This window comes from Azospira oryzae, assembly GCF_004217225.1.
GTDB lineage: Bacteria > Pseudomonadota > Gammaproteobacteria > Burkholderiales > Rhodocyclaceae > Azospira > Azospira oryzae.
This window is the reverse complement of sequence record NZ_SHKM01000005.1, coordinates 1-15,815: the sequence shown is the minus strand read 5'-3', so window position 1 is coordinate 15,815 and position 15,815 is coordinate 1. Positions and strand designations below refer to the sequence as shown.

The 15,815-nt window shown below is 61.0% G+C and carries 13 protein-coding genes and 1 tRNA gene; all 14 read left to right on the top strand.

All coding sequences use genetic code 11. The features are described from left to right. On the top strand, positions 1-141 hold a 141-nt coding region (locus EV678_RS15970), incomplete at its 5' end, for an EF-Tu C-terminal domain-related protein (RefSeq protein ID WP_459562171.1). A gap of 61 nt (positions 142-202) precedes the next feature. Further along, positions 203-278: transfer RNA gene (locus tag EV678_RS15965), tRNA-Trp, on the top strand. Positions 279-298: 20 nt separating this feature from the next. Beyond that, positions 299-652, top strand: a complete 354-nt coding sequence (secE, locus tag EV678_RS15960) for a preprotein translocase subunit SecE (RefSeq protein WP_130460210.1) — start codon at positions 299-301, stop codon at positions 650-652. Further along, positions 649-1,182 (top strand): transcription termination/antitermination protein NusG, encoded by a 534-nt coding sequence (gene nusG, locus EV678_RS15955; RefSeq protein ID WP_014235491.1) that lies wholly within the window; start codon positions 649-651, stop codon positions 1,180-1,182. Before secE ends, nusG begins: the two co-directional genes overlap by 4 nt. Positions 1,183-1,309: 127 nt before the next feature. Beyond that, positions 1,310-1,741 (top strand): 50S ribosomal protein L11, encoded by a 432-nt coding sequence (gene rplK / locus EV678_RS15950; RefSeq protein ID WP_014235490.1) that lies wholly within the window; start codon positions 1,310-1,312, stop codon positions 1,739-1,741. Between the two features lies 1 nt (position 1,742). Further along, complete coding sequence (gene rplA / locus EV678_RS15945) at positions 1,743-2,438, top strand: 50S ribosomal protein L1 (RefSeq protein WP_014235489.1); 696 nt, start codon at positions 1,743-1,745, stop codon at positions 2,436-2,438. 255 nt (positions 2,439-2,693) lie between these two features. Beyond that, on the top strand, positions 2,694-3,197 hold the full coding sequence (gene rplJ / locus EV678_RS15940) for a 50S ribosomal protein L10 (RefSeq protein WP_014235488.1): 504 nt from the start codon (positions 2,694-2,696) through the stop codon (positions 3,195-3,197). A 49-nt stretch (positions 3,198-3,246) separates the two neighbouring features. Further along, positions 3,247-3,621, top strand: coding sequence for a 50S ribosomal protein L7/L12 (gene rplL, locus EV678_RS15935; RefSeq protein WP_014235487.1), 375 nt, complete (start codon positions 3,247-3,249; stop codon positions 3,619-3,621). A gap of 255 nt (positions 3,622-3,876) precedes the next feature. Beyond that, positions 3,877-8,160, top strand: a complete 4,284-nt coding sequence (gene rpoB, locus EV678_RS15930; RefSeq protein WP_014235486.1) for a DNA-directed RNA polymerase subunit beta — start codon at positions 3,877-3,879, stop codon at positions 8,158-8,160. A gap of 68 nt (positions 8,161-8,228) precedes the next feature. Next, the gene (gene rpoC, locus EV678_RS15925; protein WP_014235485.1) at positions 8,229-12,437 is read left to right on the top strand and encodes a DNA-directed RNA polymerase subunit beta'; all 4,209 of its coding nucleotides are present in this window, start codon (positions 8,229-8,231) and stop codon (positions 12,435-12,437) included. A 174-nt stretch (positions 12,438-12,611) separates the two neighbouring features. Beyond that, on the top strand, positions 12,612-12,989 hold the full coding sequence (rpsL, locus tag EV678_RS15920) for a 30S ribosomal protein S12 (RefSeq protein ID WP_014235484.1): 378 nt from the start codon (positions 12,612-12,614) through the stop codon (positions 12,987-12,989). Positions 12,990-13,087: 98 nt separating this feature from the next. Next, positions 13,088-13,558: a 30S ribosomal protein S7 gene (gene rpsG / locus EV678_RS15915; RefSeq protein WP_014235483.1), complete on the top strand. Its 471-nt coding sequence runs from the start codon at positions 13,088-13,090 to the stop codon at positions 13,556-13,558. Between the two features lie 38 nt (positions 13,559-13,596). After that, the gene (gene fusA, locus EV678_RS15910) at positions 13,597-15,690 is read left to right on the top strand and encodes an elongation factor G (protein WP_014235482.1); all 2,094 of its coding nucleotides are present in this window, start codon (positions 13,597-13,599) and stop codon (positions 15,688-15,690) included. A 30-nt stretch (positions 15,691-15,720) separates the two neighbouring features. Next, a partial coding sequence (locus tag EV678_RS15905) for a GTP-binding protein (RefSeq protein ID WP_018003793.1) occupies positions 15,721-15,815 on the top strand: 95 nt, incomplete at its 3' end.

The following is a 15,815-nucleotide window of genomic DNA, read 5'->3' as shown; positions in this document are numbered from 1 at the left end:
GAAATGGTCATGCCTGGTGACAACATTCAGATGACCGTGAAGCTGATCGCCCCGATCGCCATGGAAGAAGGTCTGCGCTTCGCTATCCGCGAAGGTGGCCGTACCGTCGGCGCCGGTGTGGTTGCCAAGATCATCGAGTAATTTTTACTCGGTTTAAGTAAAAGCGTCCCGACCCTCGGGGCGCTTTTGTAGTCTCTGCTGCAGGGGCGTAGCTCAATTGGCAGAGCGTCGGTCTCCAAAACCGAAGGTTGGGGGTTCGAGACCCTCCGCCCCTGCCATCCAATAAGACGCGAGATACATGGCCGACAAGATCAAGTTTGCGCTGGCGCTTCTGTTGCTTGCCGCTGGCGTGGCCGGCTTTTATGTCCTCTCCGAGCAGGCAATGATCCTGCGCGTTCTGCTGGTTCTGGTTGGTCTGGTCGCGGCTGCCGCCGTGGCCTGGAAAACCGAGCCCGGAATGCGCTTTTTCATTTTCGGCCGGGAGGCTGTTGCCGAATCCAAAAAGGTTGTCTGGCCGAGCCGCAAGGAAACGTTGCAGACGACCGGCGTGGTATTCGTCTTCATGGTCGTCATGGCCATCTTTCTCTGGCTGACGGACAAGAGTCTGGAATGGCTCCTCTATGATGTGGTCCTGGGTTGGAAAAAATCATGAGCAAACGCTGGTATGTAGTTCACGCCTATTCCGGTTTTGAGAAGAGCGTGCAGCGTGCCCTGGTGGATCGCATCCAGCGCGCTGGCATGGAAGACATGTTTGGTCGCATCCTCGTTCCCGTCGAAGAAGTCGTGGAAATGAAGGGCGGCCAAAAGAGCATTTCCGAACGCAAGTTCTTCCCCGGCTACGTGCTGGTGGAAATGGAAATGAACGACGACACCTGGCACCTGGTGAAGAACACTTCCAAGGTCACCGGTTTCGTCGGCGGCACCGCCACCAAACCCACCCCCATTTCCGAGAAGGAAGTGGACAAGATCATGCAGCAGATGCAGGAAGGGGTGGAGAAGCCCCGTCCCAAGACGCTGTTCGAGATCGGCGAAGTGGTGCGGGTCAAGGAAGGTCCGTTCACCGACTTCCATGGCTCCGTCGAGGACGTCAATTACGAGAAGAGCAAGCTGCGTGTCTCCGTGACCATCTTCGGTCGCGCCACGCCGGTGGAGCTGGAGTTCGGCCAGGTCGAGAAGTCCTGAGTCGTTTCGCTTCGCCAAGAATTCAGCAGGACGGGGGCCGGAACCCGCCAATTCCGAGCAAGAGGAGCGTCAGTAGGCGGCGTCAGCCGCCCAACCCGCGCTAATACTCATCCAGTTAGGAGCCATCATGGCAAAGAAAATCATCGGCTTTATCAAGCTGCAAGTGCCGGCCGGCAAGGCGAATCCGTCGCCCCCCATCGGCCCCGCCCTGGGCCAACGCGGTCTCAACATCATGGAGTTCTGCAAGGCCTTCAATGCCCAGACCCAAGGTGTGGAACCCGGTCTGCCCATCCCCGTGGTGATCACCGCTTTCGCGGACAAGTCCTTCACCTTCGTGATGAAGACTCCCCCGGCCACCATTCTGATCAAGAAGGCCGCCGGCATTCAAAAGGGCTCCGCTAAGCCCCATACCGACAAGGTTGGCAAGATCACCCGCGCCCAGTGCGAGGACATTGCCAAGGCCAAGTCTCCCGATCTGACCGCTGCCGACCTGGAAGCAGCTGTTCGCACCATCGCCGGCTCCGCCCGGTCCATGGGCATCACGGTGGAGGGTCTGTAACATGGCAAAGCTGACCAAGAAGCAAAAGGCCCTGCAGGGCAAGATCGACCGCAACAAGGCTTATGCCGTTGCCCAAGCCCTGACCCTGGCCAAGGAAACCGCCACCGCCAAGTTCGATGAATCCATCGACGTGGCCGTGAACCTGGGTATCGACGCTCGCAAGTCCGACCAGCTGGTTCGTGGCTCCGTGGTGCTGCCCGCCGGTACCGGCAAGAGCGTCCGCGTCGCCGTGTTCGCCCAGGGCGACAAGGCCGAGGCTGCCAAGGCTGCCGGCGCCGATGTGGTCGGTTTCGACGACCTGGCCGAACAGGTCAAGGGCGGCAACCTGAATTTCGACGTGGTCATCGCCACTCCCGACGCCATGCGTGTCGTCGGCGCCCTGGGTCAGATCCTGGGCCCCCGCGGCCTGATGCCGAACCCCAAGGTCGGCACCGTGACCATGGATGTGGCTACCGCCGTGAAGAACGCCAAGGCTGGTCAGGTTCAGTACCGTACCGACAAGGGCGGCATCATCCACGCCACCATCGGCCGTGCTTCCTTCCCGGTTGAAAAGCTGGAAGAGAACCTGAAGGCCCTGATCGATGCCCTGAACAAGGCCAAGCCCGCTTCCTCCAAGGGCCAGTACCTGCGCAAGGTCGCCGTGTCCAGCACCATGGGCCCCGGCGTGCGCGTGGACCAGGCCACCCTGGTCGCCTAAGGCATTTCGCAGCAAAAAGAACTTTGGGCCGTGGCCTCTCCCTCCGGGGTGGGGCCGCGGATCGTCAAAGACCGCAGGTGCCGCCGGGATGTCCTCTTCCCGGTAGCTTAAGTTCCGCGAGGGGCCTGCGCAGACGGTGTTCCCGAAACAGGATTTTGGCCGGTTTCCGGCATGATTCCCTGATTCAGGTCGCCGTGGGTGCGGCGGATTCGGCTTCCGAGCCGCCGTGTTTAGACTTGAAAGGAGGAAAGACCTATGGGTCTCAATCTTAATGACAAGAAAGCCGTCGTGGCAGAGGTGTCGGCACAGGTAGCCAACGCCCAGACCATCGTCGTGGCTGAGTACCGCGGTATCGAGGTGGGCGATCTCACCGTGCTGCGGAAAAAGGCCCGCGAATCTGGTGTTTACCTGCGTGTGCTGAAGAACACCCTGGTGCGTCGTGCGGTGGCTGACACCGCCTTCGCCGGCCTGGCTGAGCACATGGTCGGTCCGCTGATTTACAGCGTTTCCGCTGACCCTGTTGCCGCTGCCAAGGTCCTCAACGACTTTGCCAAGACCAACGACAAGCTGGTGCTGAAGGCTGGCTCTTATGCCGGTAAGGTGATGGACAAGGCTGGCGTGCAAGCCCTGGCTTCCATCCCGAGCCGCGACGAGCTGCTGGCCAAGCTGCTGGGCGTGATGAAGGCTCCCGTGTCCGGCTTTGCCGTGGCCATGGGCGCTCTCGCCAAGAAGCGCGAAGCCGAAGGCGCTGCTGCCTGATCGGCCTGTCGAACACTTGCATATCCGATTTGAATTAGGAGTTATCTAAATGGCTATTACCAAAGAAGACATCCTGGAAGCCGTCGGTTCCATGACCGTTATGGACCTGAACGACCTGGTCAAGGCTTTCGAAGAGAAGTTTGGCGTTTCCGCTGCCGCTATGGCCGTGGCCGCTCCCGGCGCTGCCGCCGGTGGCGCTGCTGCTGAAGAGCAGACCGAGTTCACCGTGGTCCTGGCTGCTGCCGGCGACAAGAAGGTTGAAGTCATCAAGGTCGTCCGCGCTGCTACCGGCCTGGGCCTGAAGGAAGCCAAGGACGTCGTCGACGGCGCTCCCAAGGCTGTGAAGGAAGGCATCTCCAAGGCTGACGCTGAAGCCCTGAAGAAGCAGCTGGAAGAAGCTGGCGCCAAGGTCGAAGTCAAGTAAATTCGACTCGCTTGCCATGGGCTGGCGGCATTTTTGCCGCCAGCCCATTTGTGCTTTTCTGAAACGCCTAGGCGTTTCGACGGTTCCAACAGCATCACCCAGTACTGCGCAACGTATAAACGCAAGCATCATCTCCCGGCGCCGGCGCCGGACAGGCAGAAAAGATGAAGCTTGCGTTTATCCGTTGCAGCCGCCGGGAACATCGGCGGATCCAACCTCTTTTGAGGAATTTTGCTTTCTGAGCTCGGAGCGACCATGACCTACTCCTACACCGAGAAAAAACGCATCCGCAAGAGTTTTGCCAAGCGTGCAAGCGTGCTCGACGTGCCGTTCTTGCTGGCCACCCAGCTGGAATCCTATACGGCCTTCCTGCAGGCGGAACTGCCCACCGCCAAGCGTCGCAATCAAGGGCTTCAGGCCGCTTTCGGCTCCATCTTCCCCATCGTTTCCCATTCCGGCAATGCCCGGCTGGAGTTCGTCAGCTACCAGCTGGCCGAGCCCGCCTTCGACGTCAAGGAATGTCAGCAACGGGGCCTGACCTTCGCTTCCGCCCTGCGCGCCAAGGTGCGCCTGGTGATCATGGACCGGGAAGCTCCGGATACCGTGAAGGAAGTTAAGGAGCAGGAAGTGTACATGGGCGAGATTCCGCTCATGACCACCACCGGTTCTTTCGTCATCAACGGTACCGAGCGGGTCATCGTCTCCCAGCTGCACCGCTCCCCCGGCGTGTTCTTCGAGCACGACCGCGGCAAGACCCATTCTTCCGGCAAGCTGCTGTTCTCCGCCCGCGTGATTCCCTACCGCGGCTCCTGGCTGGACTTCGAATTCGATCCGAAGGACATCCTCTTCTTCCGCGTTGACCGTCGCCGCAAGATGCCCGTTACCACCCTGCTCAAGGCCATCGGCCTGACCAATGAGCAGATCCTGGCCGGCTTCTTCGAATTCGACGACTTCAAGCTGCTGAAGAACGGCGCCGACTTCACCCTGGTGCCCGAGCGTCTGCGCGGCGAAACCGCCCGCTTCGATTTCTGCGACAAGGCCGGCAAGGTCATCGTGCCGAAGGACAAGCGCATCACCGCCAAGCACATCCGCGATCTGGACGCTGCCGGCATCAAGCACATCGCCGTGCCCGACGACTTCCTGGTCGGCCGCGTCATCGGCCACAACATCATCGACAAGGACAGCGGCGAAGTCATCGCCAATGCCAACGATGAAATCACCGAGTCCCTGCTGGCCAAGCTGCGGGAAGCCGGCGTGGCCGAATTCCAGACCCTGTACACCAACGATCTGGACCGTGGCGCCTTCATCTCCAACACCCTGCGTGCTGACGATACCGCCACCAAGCAGGCCGCCCGCGTCGCCATCTACCGCATGATGCGTCCCGGCGAACCGCCCACCGAAGAAGCCGTGGAGATCCTCTTCAACGGTCTCTTCTACTCCGACGATCGCTACGATCTGTCCGGCGTGGGCCGCATGAAGTTCAACCGCCGCATCGGCCGTCCCGATGTGGTCGAGTACAAGGTCACCATCAAGAATGCTCCGCACAAGACCGAAGCGCTGGCCAAGGCCATCGCCGAGTTCACCGGCGCCAATCAGGGCACCGTCCAGGAAATCCTGAACGAGCTGCAGTATGGTTCCCGTGCCGCTGCCGAAAACCTGACCGAAGAAGCCGCCCACACCCTGGCCGCCCAACTGAAGGCCCTGGGCGCCAACGTCGAAGTGCGCGAGCAGCTGACCCTGTCGCCCCGCGACATCGTTGAATCCATCAAGCTGCTGGTGGAACTGCGCAACGGTCGCGGCGAAATCGACGACATCGATCACCTGGGCAACCGCCGTGTGCGTTCCGTCGGCGAACTGGCTGAGAACCAGTTCCGCGCCGGTCTGGTGCGCGTCGAGCGCGCCGTCAAGGAGCGCCTGTCCCAGGCCGAGTCCGACAACCTGATGCCTCACGACCTGATCAACGCCAAGCCGATCAGCGCCGCCATCAAGGAATTCTTCGGCTCCAGCCAGCTGTCCCAGTTCATGGACCAGACCAACCCCCTGTCCGAGATCACCCACAAGCGGCGCGTTTCCGCCCTGGGCCCGGGCGGTCTGACCCGCGAACGCGCCGGCTTCGAAGTGCGCGACGTGCATCCGACCCACTACGGCCGCGTCTGCCCGATCGAAACCCCGGAAGGTCCGAACATCGGCCTGATCAACTCCCTGGCCCTGTTCGCCCGCACCAACTCCTACGGTTTCCTGGAAACCCCCTACCGCAAGGTGGTGGACGGCAAGGTGACCGACCAGATCGAATACCTCTCCGCCATTGAAGAAGGCGCTTACGTGGTGGCCCAGGCCAACGCCGCCCTGGGTGCCGACGGCACCCTGGTGGACGAGCTGGTGACCTGCCGCGAAAAGGGCGAAACCATCCTGGCCGAACCGTCCCGCGTCCAGTACATGGACGTGGCCCCGGGCCAGATCGTTTCCGTCGCTGCCTCCCTGATCCCCTTCCTCGAGCACGACGATGCGAACCGGGCCCTGATGGGCGCCAACATGCAGCGTCAGGCCGTGCCCTGCCTGCGTCCGGAGAAGCCCCTGGTCGGTACCGGCATCGAACGCACCGTGGCCGTGGACTCCGGCACCGCCGTGCAGGCCCTGCGTGGCGGCGTGGTGGATTACGTGGATGCTTCCCGCGTCGTGGTCCGGGTGCATGACGATGAAACCGTGCCGGGCGAAGTCGGCGTGGACATCTACAACCTGACCAAGTACACCCGTTCCAACCAGAACACCAACATCAACCAGCGTCCGCTGGTGAAGATGGGCGACATCATCGCCAAGGGTGACGTGGTGGCCGACGGCGCTTCTACCGACAAGGGCGAACTGGCCCTCGGTCAGAACATGCTGATCGCCTTCATGCCCTGGAACGGCTACAACTTCGAAGACTCGATCCTGATCTCCGAGCGCGTGGTGGCGGAAGACCGCTACACCTCCATCCACATCGAAGAACTGACAGTGGTGGCCCGCGACACCAAGCTCGGACCCGAGGAAATCACCCGCGACATCGCCTCCCTGGGCGAGGTACAGCTGTCCCGTCTGGACGAATCCGGCGTGGTGTACATCGGCGCCGAAGTGGAAGCCGGCGACGTGCTGGTGGGTAAGGTCACCCCCAAGGGCGAGACCCAGCTGACGCCGGAAGAAAAGCTGCTGCGCGCCATCTTCGGCGAGAAGGCCTCCGACGTTAAGGACACCTCCCTGCGCGTGCCGTCCGGTATCGCCGGCACCGTTATCGACGTGCAGGTGTTCACCCGCGAAGGCATCGAGCGCGACAAGCGCGCCCAGTCCATCATCGACGACCATCTGCGTGGCTACAAGCAGGATCTGGCCGATCAGATGCGTATCGTGGAACGGGACACCTTCGCCCGTGTCGGCCGCCTGATCACCGGCAAGCCGGCCAACGGCGGTCCGAAGAAGCTGGCCAAGGGCACTGTCGTGACCCAGGAATACCTGGACGGCATCGATCCCCACAACTGGTTCGACGTGCGCATGGCCGACGAGGAAGTCGCCCAGCAACTGGAACAGCTGAAGGAATCCCTGGAGCAGACCCGCAAGGACTTCGACATTGCCTTCGAAGAGAAGCGCAAGAAGCTGACCCAGGGCGACGAACTGCCCCCGGGCGTGCAGAAGATGGTCAAGGTCTACGTGGCCGTGAAGCGCCGCCTGCAGCCCGGCGACAAGATGGCCGGCCGCCACGGTAACAAGGGTGTGGTTTCCCGCATCGTGCCCGTGGAAGACATGCCCTACATGGCCGACGGCCGTCCCGTGGATATCGTGCTGAACCCCCTGGGTGTGCCGTCCCGGATGAACGTGGGCCAGATTCTGGAAGTGCACCTGGGCTGGGCCGCCAAGGGCCTGGGCTACAAGATCGGCGACATGCTGCAGGCCGGCGCCAAGGCCGCCGAAGTGCGCAAGTTCCTGGAAGAGATCTACAACTCCGAAGGCAAGAAGGAAAACCTGAACGAGCTGAACGACCAGGAAATCATGGAACTGGCCGGCAACCTGACCACCGGCGTGCCTTTCGCCACCCCGGTGTTCGACGGTGCCGACGAAGCCGAAATCAAGGCCATGCTGCGTCTCGCGGGCATGCCCGAATCCGGCCAGATCACCCTGCACGACGGCCGTACCGGCGACGCCTTCGAGCGTCAGGTGACGGTGGGCTACATGCATTACCTGAAGCTGCACCACCTGGTGGACGACAAGATGCACGCCCGTTCCACCGGCCCGTACAGCCTGGTGACCCAGCAGCCCCTGGGAGGTAAGGCCCAGTTCGGCGGCCAGCGCTTCGGTGAAATGGAAGTGTGGGCCCTGGAAGCCTACGGCGCCTCCTACGTGCTGCAGGAAATGCTGACCGTGAAGTCGGACGATGTGAATGGTCGTACCAAGGTTTACGAAAACATCGTCAAGGGCGAGCACAAGATCGATGCCGGCATGCCGGAATCCTTCAACGTGCTGGTGAAGGAAATCCGCTCCCTGGCGATCGACATCGACCTAGAACGGTACTAAACCGCCCCACGCAGCAAATTGGCCCGATACACGGAATTTTTGGATTCACACCCCGGTTGGAGTGAACAATGAAAGCACTGCTCGATCTGTTTAAGCAGGTAACCCAGGAAGAAGAATTCGACGCGATCACCATCAGTCTCGCGTCGCCGGACAAGATCCGGTCCTGGTCCTACGGCGAAGTTAAAAAGCCGGAAACCATCAACTACCGCACCTTCAAGCCGGAGCGTGACGGCCTGTTCTGCGCCAAGATCTTTGGCCCGATCAAGGACTACGAGTGCCTGTGCGGCAAGTACAAGCGCCTCAAGCATCGTGGCGTCATCTGCGAGAAGTGCGGCGTCGAAGTAACCCTGGCCAAGGTGCGCCGCGAGCGTATGGGCCACATCGAACTGGCCAGCCCGACCGCCCACATCTGGTTCCTCAAGTCCCTGCCCAGCCGTCTCGGCATGGTGCTGGACATGACCCTGCGCGACATCGAGCGGGTCCTCTACTTCGAAGCCTACGTGGTGATCGAGCCCGGCATGACCTCCCTCAACCGGGGCCAGCTGCTGACCGAAGACGACTACCTGGCCAAGGTGGAAGAGTACGGTGACGACTTCATCGCCCTGATGGGTGCCGAGGCCGTGCGCGAACTGCTGCGTACCCTGGACCTGGATCACGAAGTCGAGCGTCTGCGCAGCGAACTGGAAACCACCGGTTCCGAAGCCAAGAACAAGAAGATCGCCAAGCGCCTGAAGATCCTCGAAGGCTTCCAGAAGTCCGGCATCAAGCCCGACTGGATGATCCTGGAAGTGCTGCCCGTGCTGCCCCCGGACCTGCGCCCGCTGGTGCCCCTGGACGGCGGCCGTTTCGCCACTTCCGACCTGAACGACCTCTACCGTCGCGTCATTAACCGGAACAACCGTCTGAAGCGCCTGCTGGAGCTGAAGGCGCCGGAAATCATCGTGCGCAACGAAAAGCGCATGCTGCAGGAGTCCGTGGACTCCCTGCTGGACAACGGTCGCCGCGGCAAGGCCATGACCGGCGCCAATAAGCGCCCCCTGAAGTCCCTGGCCGACATGATCAAGGGCAAGGGCGGCCGCTTCCGTCAGAACCTGCTGGGCAAGCGGGTGGACTACTCCGGTCGTTCCGTGATCGTGGTGGGTCCCCAGCTCAAGCTGCACCAGTGCGGCCTGCCCAAGCTGATGGCCCTGGAGCTGTTCAAGCCCTTCATCTTCCACAAGCTGGAACTGATGGGCCTGGCAACCACCATCAAGCAGGCCAAGAAGATGGTCGAATCCCAGGAGCCCGTGGTGTGGGACATCCTGGAAGACGTCATCCGCGAACATCCGGTCATGCTGAACCGTGCGCCGACCCTGCACCGTCTGGGTATCCAGGCTTTCGAGCCGACCCTGATCGAAGGCAAGGCCATTCAGCTGCATCCCCTGGTGTGTGCCGCCTTCAACGCCGACTTTGACGGCGACCAGATGGCTGTCCACGTGCCCCTGTCCCTGGAAGCCCAGATGGAAGCCCGCACCCTGATGCTGGCCTCCAACAACGTGCTCTCCCCGGCCAACGGCGAACCGATCATCGTGCCGTCCCAGGATATCGTGCTGGGTCTGTACTACGCCACCCGCGACCGCATCAACGCCAAGGGTGAAGGCATGAACTTCGCTGACGTCAGCGAAGTGCTGCGGGCCGTGAATTCCGGCCTGGCCGACCTGCACGCCAAGGTTTCCGTGCGTCTGAAGGAATACGTGCGCGGCGAAAGCGGCGAGTGGGTGGAGAAGATCACCCGCTACAACACCACCTGCGGCCGTGCCATCCTCTCCGAGATCCTGCCCAAGGGCCTGCCTTTCAGCGTCATCGACAAGGCCCTGAAGAAGAAGGAAATCTCCAAGCTGATCAACACCTCCTTCCGCCGTTGCGGCCTGAAGGAAACGGTGGTGTTCGCCGACAAGCTGATGCAGAACGGCTACGCTCTGGCTACCCGTGCCGGCATCTCCTTCTGCTCCGACGACATGCGTGTGCCGACCGAAAAGCACACCATCATCGCCGAGGCCGAGAAGGAAGTTAAGGAAATTGAAACCCAATACACCAACGGTCTGGTGACCTTCGGTGAGCGCTACAACAAGGTCGTGGATATCTGGGGCCGTACCGGCGATCAGGTGGCCAAGGTCATGATGGAGCAGCTGGGTCATGAAGAGGTGGTGGACCGTCACGGCAAGACCGTGAAGCAGGAGTCCTTCAACTCCATCTACATGATGGCCGACTCCGGCGCCCGGGGTTCCGCGGCCCAGATTCGCCAGCTGGCCGGTATGCGGGGCCTGATGGCCAAGCCGGACGGCTCCATTATCGAAACGCCGATTACCACCAACTTCCGTGAAGGCCTGAACGTGCTTCAGTACTTCATCTCCACCCACGGTGCGCGGAAGGGTCTGGCCGATACGGCACTGAAGACCGCCAACTCCGGCTACCTGACCCGCCGTCTGGTGGATGTGACCCAGGATCTGGTGGTGACCGAGGACGATTGCGGCACCCAGAACGGCGTCACCATGAAGGCCCTGATCGAGGGCGGTGAGGTGATCGAGCCGCTGCGCGACCGTATTCTGGGCCGCGTGGTCGTGGCTGACGTGGTGAATCCGGAAAGCGAAGAAACCGTTATCGAAGCCGGTACCCTGGTGGACGAGGATCTGTGCGATCTGATCGACAAGCTGGGCATCGATGAAGTCAAGGTCCGTACCCCCCTGACCTGCGACACCCGTTACGGTCTGTGCGCCAAGTGCTACGGCCGCGATCTGGGCCGCGGCTCCCTGGTCAATGTGGGTGAGGCTGTCGGCGTCATCGCCGCCCAGTCCATCGGCGAACCGGGCACCCAGCTGACCATGCGGACCTTCCACGTCGGCGGTGCGGCTTCCCGTGCTGCCGTAGCCGACCGGGTCGATACCAAGTCCAACGGTGTGGTGCGCTTCACTGCCACCATGCGCTATGTGACCAACGTCAAGGGCGAGAAGATCGTCTTCACCCGTTCCGGCGAAGTGCTGGTGACCGACGACAACGGCCGCGAGCGCGAACGTCACAAGGTGCCCTACGGCGCCATCCTGACCGCCGATGACGGCCAGGTGGTGAAGGCCGGTGCCGTGCTGGCGACCTGGGATCCCCATACCCGTCCGATGATTACCGAGTACGCCGGTACCATCAAGTTCGAGAACGTGGAAGAAGGTTCCACCGTCGCCAAGCAGATCGACGATGTGACCGGCCTGTCCACCCTGGTGGTGATCGATCCCAAGCGCGGCGGCAAGGCCCAGGCCAAGGGCCTGCGTCCCCAGGTCAAGCTGCTGGACGAGAACGGCCAGGAAGTGAAGATGCATGGCACCGAGCACGCTGTGACCATCACCTTCCAGGTAGGCTCCATCATCACCGTGGCCGACGGCCAGCAGGTGGGTGTCGGCGACGTGCTGGCGAAGATTCCCCAAGAATCCGCCAAGACCCGCGACATTACCGGCGGTCTGCCTCGTGTGGCAGAGCTGTTCGAAGCTCGTACGCCCAAGGATGTGGGCATGCTGGCCGAGTACACCGGTACCGTTTCCTTCGGCAAGGACACCAAGGGCAAGCAGCGTCTGGTCATCACCGATCTGGACGGTGTTGCTCACGAGTATCTGATCCTCAAGGACAAGCACGTCATGGTGCACGACGGTCAGGTGGTGAACAAGGGCGAGGTCATTGTGGACGGCGAGCCCGATCCCCATGAAATCCTCAAGCTCAAGGGTGTCGAAGCCCTGGCCCGCTACATCACCGATGAAGTGCAGGATGTGTACCGTCTGCAGGGCGTGAAGATCAACGACAAGCACATTGAAGTTATCGTGCGCCAGATGCTGCGTCGGGTCACCATCACCGAGCCGGGCGATACCCGCTTCATCAAGAGCGAACAGGTCGAACGCGCCGATGTGCTGGACGAGAACGATCGCGTCGTTGCCGAAGGCAAGCTGCCCGCCAGCTACGACTACATGCTGCTCGGTATCACCAAGGCCTCCTTGTCCACCGACTCCTTCATCTCCGCGGCTTCCTTCCAGGAAACCACCCGCGTGCTGACGGAAGCGGCCATCATGGGCAAGCGCGACGAACTGCGCGGCCTGAAGGAAAACGTCATCGTCGGCCGCCTGATTCCTGCCGGTACCGGTCTTGCCTACCACAATTCCCGTCGTCAGCAGGCTGCTGGCAACGACCAGGGCCTCGACCGGGTCCTGGGTGGGGAGGATGTGGCTGTCGAGGAAGTGCCTGCCGGCAACGACGCCGTCTGATCTTTGGGAAGCAACCGTTGACTCGAGGGTTGCTTCCCAATAAAATCTCGGGTCTTTTCGCGGCAAAGGCTAATCATTGCCTTTGTTTGGATAAAAAAATCGCTGAGGCGAGGCGGGCAGTCAGCCCGCTGTTTCAGTGTTTTGGCGGCAAAGCCGCCTAAATGAGGATTTGTTATGCCGACCATCAACCAACTCGTGCGCAAGCCCCGGGTGGCCGAAATTACCAAGAGCAAGGTTCCTGCTCTGGAAAAGTGCCCCCAGAAGCGTGGCGTGTGCACCCGTGTTTACACCACCACTCCGAAGAAGCCGAACTCCGCACTGCGTAAGGTGTGCAAGGTTCGTCTGACCAATGGCTTCGAAGTCATTTCCTACATCGGTGGTGAAGGCCACAACCTGCAGGAGCACTCCGTGGTCCTGATTCGCGGTGGTCGTGTGAAGGATTTGCCTGGTGTGCGTTACCACACCGTGCGCGGCTCCCTGGATACCCAGGGCGTCAAGGATCGTAAGCAGTCCCGTTCCAAGTACGGGGCCAAGCGTCCGAAGGCGGCCTAATCAGGTCGTTTTAGTAAGTGGCCGCCCCCACATGGGCGGCCATGTGTCATTTCTATTCCGGAAATGTCGCAACTGAATTGTGAACTAGTGAGGTTGTTATGCCCCGTCGTCGTGAAGTACCGAAACGCGACATCCTGCCCGATCCCAAGTTCGGCAGCGTGGATGTCTCCAAGTTTGTGAATGCCGTGATGCAAAGCGGCAAGAAGTCCGTGGCCGAGCGCATCGTCTACGGTGCCTTCGACCAGATTTCTTCCAAGTCCGGCAAGGATCCTCTGGAAGTGTTTGCCTCCGCCATCGCCAACGTGCGTCCCATGGTGGAAGTGAAGTCCCGTCGCGTCGGTGGTGCCAACTACCAGGTGCCCGTGGAAGTTCGTCCCGCCCGCCGTATGGCTCTGGCCATGCGTTGGCTGCGCGAGGCCGCCCGCAAGCGTTCCGAAAAGACCATGGGTCTGCGTCTGGCTGCCGAAATGCTGGAGGCGGCCGAAAACCGCGGCGGCGCCGTGAAGAAGCGTGACGAAGTGCATCGTATGGCCGAAGCCAACAAGGCCTTCGCCCACTACCGTTTCTAACCGTCTCCTGACAAACGTTTACAGCGAAGGTTACTAACGTGGCTCGCAAAACTCCCATCGAGCGCTACCGCAATATCGGTATTAGCGCTCACATTGACGCCGGTAAGACGACTACCACCGAGCGCATCCTGTACTACACCGGTGTGAACCACAAAATCGGTGAAGTGCACGACGGTGCTGCCACCATGGACTGGATGGAGCAGGAGCAGGAGCGTGGTATTACCATTACCTCCGCTGCTACCACTTGCTTCTGGAAGGGGATGGACAACTCCTTCCCCGAGCACCGCTTCAACATCATCGACACCCCGGGGCACGTGGACTTCACCATCGAGGTGGAGCGTTCCATGCGCGTGCTAGATGGTGCCTGCATGGTTTACTGTGCTGTGGGTGGCGTTCAGCCCCAGTCCGAGACTGTGTGGCGTCAGGCCAACAAGTACAAGGTGCCCCGTCTGGCTTTCGTGAACAAGATGGACCGCTCCGGTGCCAACTTCTTCAAGGTCGTCGAGCAGATGAAGGTCCGCCTGAAGGGCAATCCCGTGCCGATCGTGATTCCGATCGGTGCCGAAGATACCTTCACCGGTGTGGTCGATCTGATCAAGATGAAGGCCATCATCTGGGATGAAGCCTCCCAGGGTATGAAGTTCGAGTACAAGGACATTCCCGCTGATCTGGTCGAGACCGCCCAGACCTGGCGCGAACAGATGGTCGAGGCTGCTGCCGAGGCATCTGAAGAGCTGATGAACAAGTACCTGGAAGAGGGTGATCTGCCTGAGGCCGACATCCTGCTGGGCCTGCGTACTCGCACCATCAACTGCGAAATCCAGCCCATGCTGTGCGGTACCGCCTTCAAGAACAAGGGCGTGCAGCGCATGCTGGATGCTGTTATTCAGCTGCTGCCCTCCCCGGTGGATATTCCCCCTGTTGAAGGCGAAAAGGAAAATGGCGAGAAGGATTGCCGCGTTGCTTCCGACGACTCCAAGTTCTCCGCCCTGGCTTTCAAGCTGATGACCGACCCCTACGTCGGCCAGCTGACCTTCGTGCGCGTGTACTCCGGCGTCCTGACCTCCGGCTCCACCATTTACAACCCGATCAAGGGTCGTAAGGAGCGCATCGGCCGCATTCTGCAGATGCACGCCAACAACCGCGAGGAAATCAAGGAAGTTCTGGCCGGCGACATCGCCGCCTGCGTGGGCCTGAAGGAAGTGACCACCGGTGAAACCCTGTGCGATCCGGATGCTCCGATCATTCTCGAGCGCATGGAATTCCCGGATCCCGTGATTCACGTGGCTGTCGAGCCCAAGACCAAGGCTGACCAGGAGAAGATGGGTATCGCCCTGAATCGTCTGGCCGCCGAAGACCCGTCCTTCCGCGTGCGTACCGACGAAGAGTCCGGTCAGACCATCATTTCCGGTATGGGCGAACTGCACCTGGAAATTATCGTCGACCGCATGAAGCGCGAATTCAGCGTCGAAGCCAACGTGGGTGCTCCCCAGGTGGCCTACCGCGAATGCATCAAGAAGGCTGTCGAACAGGAAGGCAAGTTCGTCAAGCAGTCCGGCGGTCGCGGTCAGTACGGTCACGTCTGGCTCAAGATCGAGCCGAACGAAGCCGGCAAGGGCTACGAGTTTGTTGACGCCATCAAGGGCGGCACCGTGCCCCGCGAATTCATTCCCGCGGTGGACAAGGGTCTGCAAGACGCCATCTCCAGCGGTGTGCTGGCCGGCTTCCCGGTGGTTGACATCAAGTTCACCCTGTTCGACGGTTCCTACCACGACGTGGACTCCAACGAAAACGCTTTCCGCATGGCTGCCTCCATGGCATTCAAGGAAGGTATGCGCAAGGCCCAGCCCACGCTGCTGGAGCCGATGATGGCCGTTGTCGTTGAAACCCCGGAAGACTACATGGGTAACGTCATGGGCGACCTGTCCGGTCGTCGCGGCATCGTCCAGGGTATGGATGATCTGCCCGGCGGCATCAAGGAAGTGAAGGCTGAAGTGCCCCTGGCCGAGATGTTCGGCTACGCCACCCAGCTGCGCTCCCTGACCCAGGGTCGTGCGACCTACTCCATGGAGTTCAAGCACTACTCCGAGGCGCCGAAGAACGTCGCCGAAGCCGTGATTAACAAGAAGTAATCGAATTTTTGCGAATTGAGGAATTGAAAGATGGCCAAGGAAAAGTTTGAACGTACGAAGCCGCACGTTAATGTGGGCACCATCGGTCACGTTGACCACGGTAAGACCACGCTGACTGCTGCTAT

Bases quoted from the DNA above. Each gene is read 5' to 3' on its own strand.
- secE (WP_130460210.1), top strand. From the start codon at position 299: ATGGCCGACAAGATCAAGTTTGCGCTGGCGCTTCTGTTGCTTGCCGCT.
- nusG (WP_014235491.1), top strand. From the start codon at position 649: ATGAGCAAACGCTGGTATGTAGTTCACGCCTATTCCGGTTTTGAGAAG.
- rplK (WP_014235490.1), top strand. From the start codon at position 1,310: ATGGCAAAGAAAATCATCGGCTTTATCAAGCTGCAAGTGCCGGCCGGC.
- rplA (WP_014235489.1), top strand. From the start codon at position 1,743: ATGGCAAAGCTGACCAAGAAGCAAAAGGCCCTGCAGGGCAAGATCGAC.
- rplJ (WP_014235488.1), top strand. From the start codon at position 2,694: ATGGGTCTCAATCTTAATGACAAGAAAGCCGTCGTGGCAGAGGTGTCG.
- rplL (WP_014235487.1), top strand. From the start codon at position 3,247: ATGGCTATTACCAAAGAAGACATCCTGGAAGCCGTCGGTTCCATGACC.
- rpoB (WP_014235486.1), top strand. From the start codon at position 3,877: ATGACCTACTCCTACACCGAGAAAAAACGCATCCGCAAGAGTTTTGCC.
- rpoC (WP_014235485.1), top strand. From the start codon at position 8,229: ATGAAAGCACTGCTCGATCTGTTTAAGCAGGTAACCCAGGAAGAAGAA.
- rpsL (WP_014235484.1), top strand. From the start codon at position 12,612: ATGCCGACCATCAACCAACTCGTGCGCAAGCCCCGGGTGGCCGAAATT.
- rpsG (WP_014235483.1), top strand. From the start codon at position 13,088: ATGCCCCGTCGTCGTGAAGTACCGAAACGCGACATCCTGCCCGATCCC.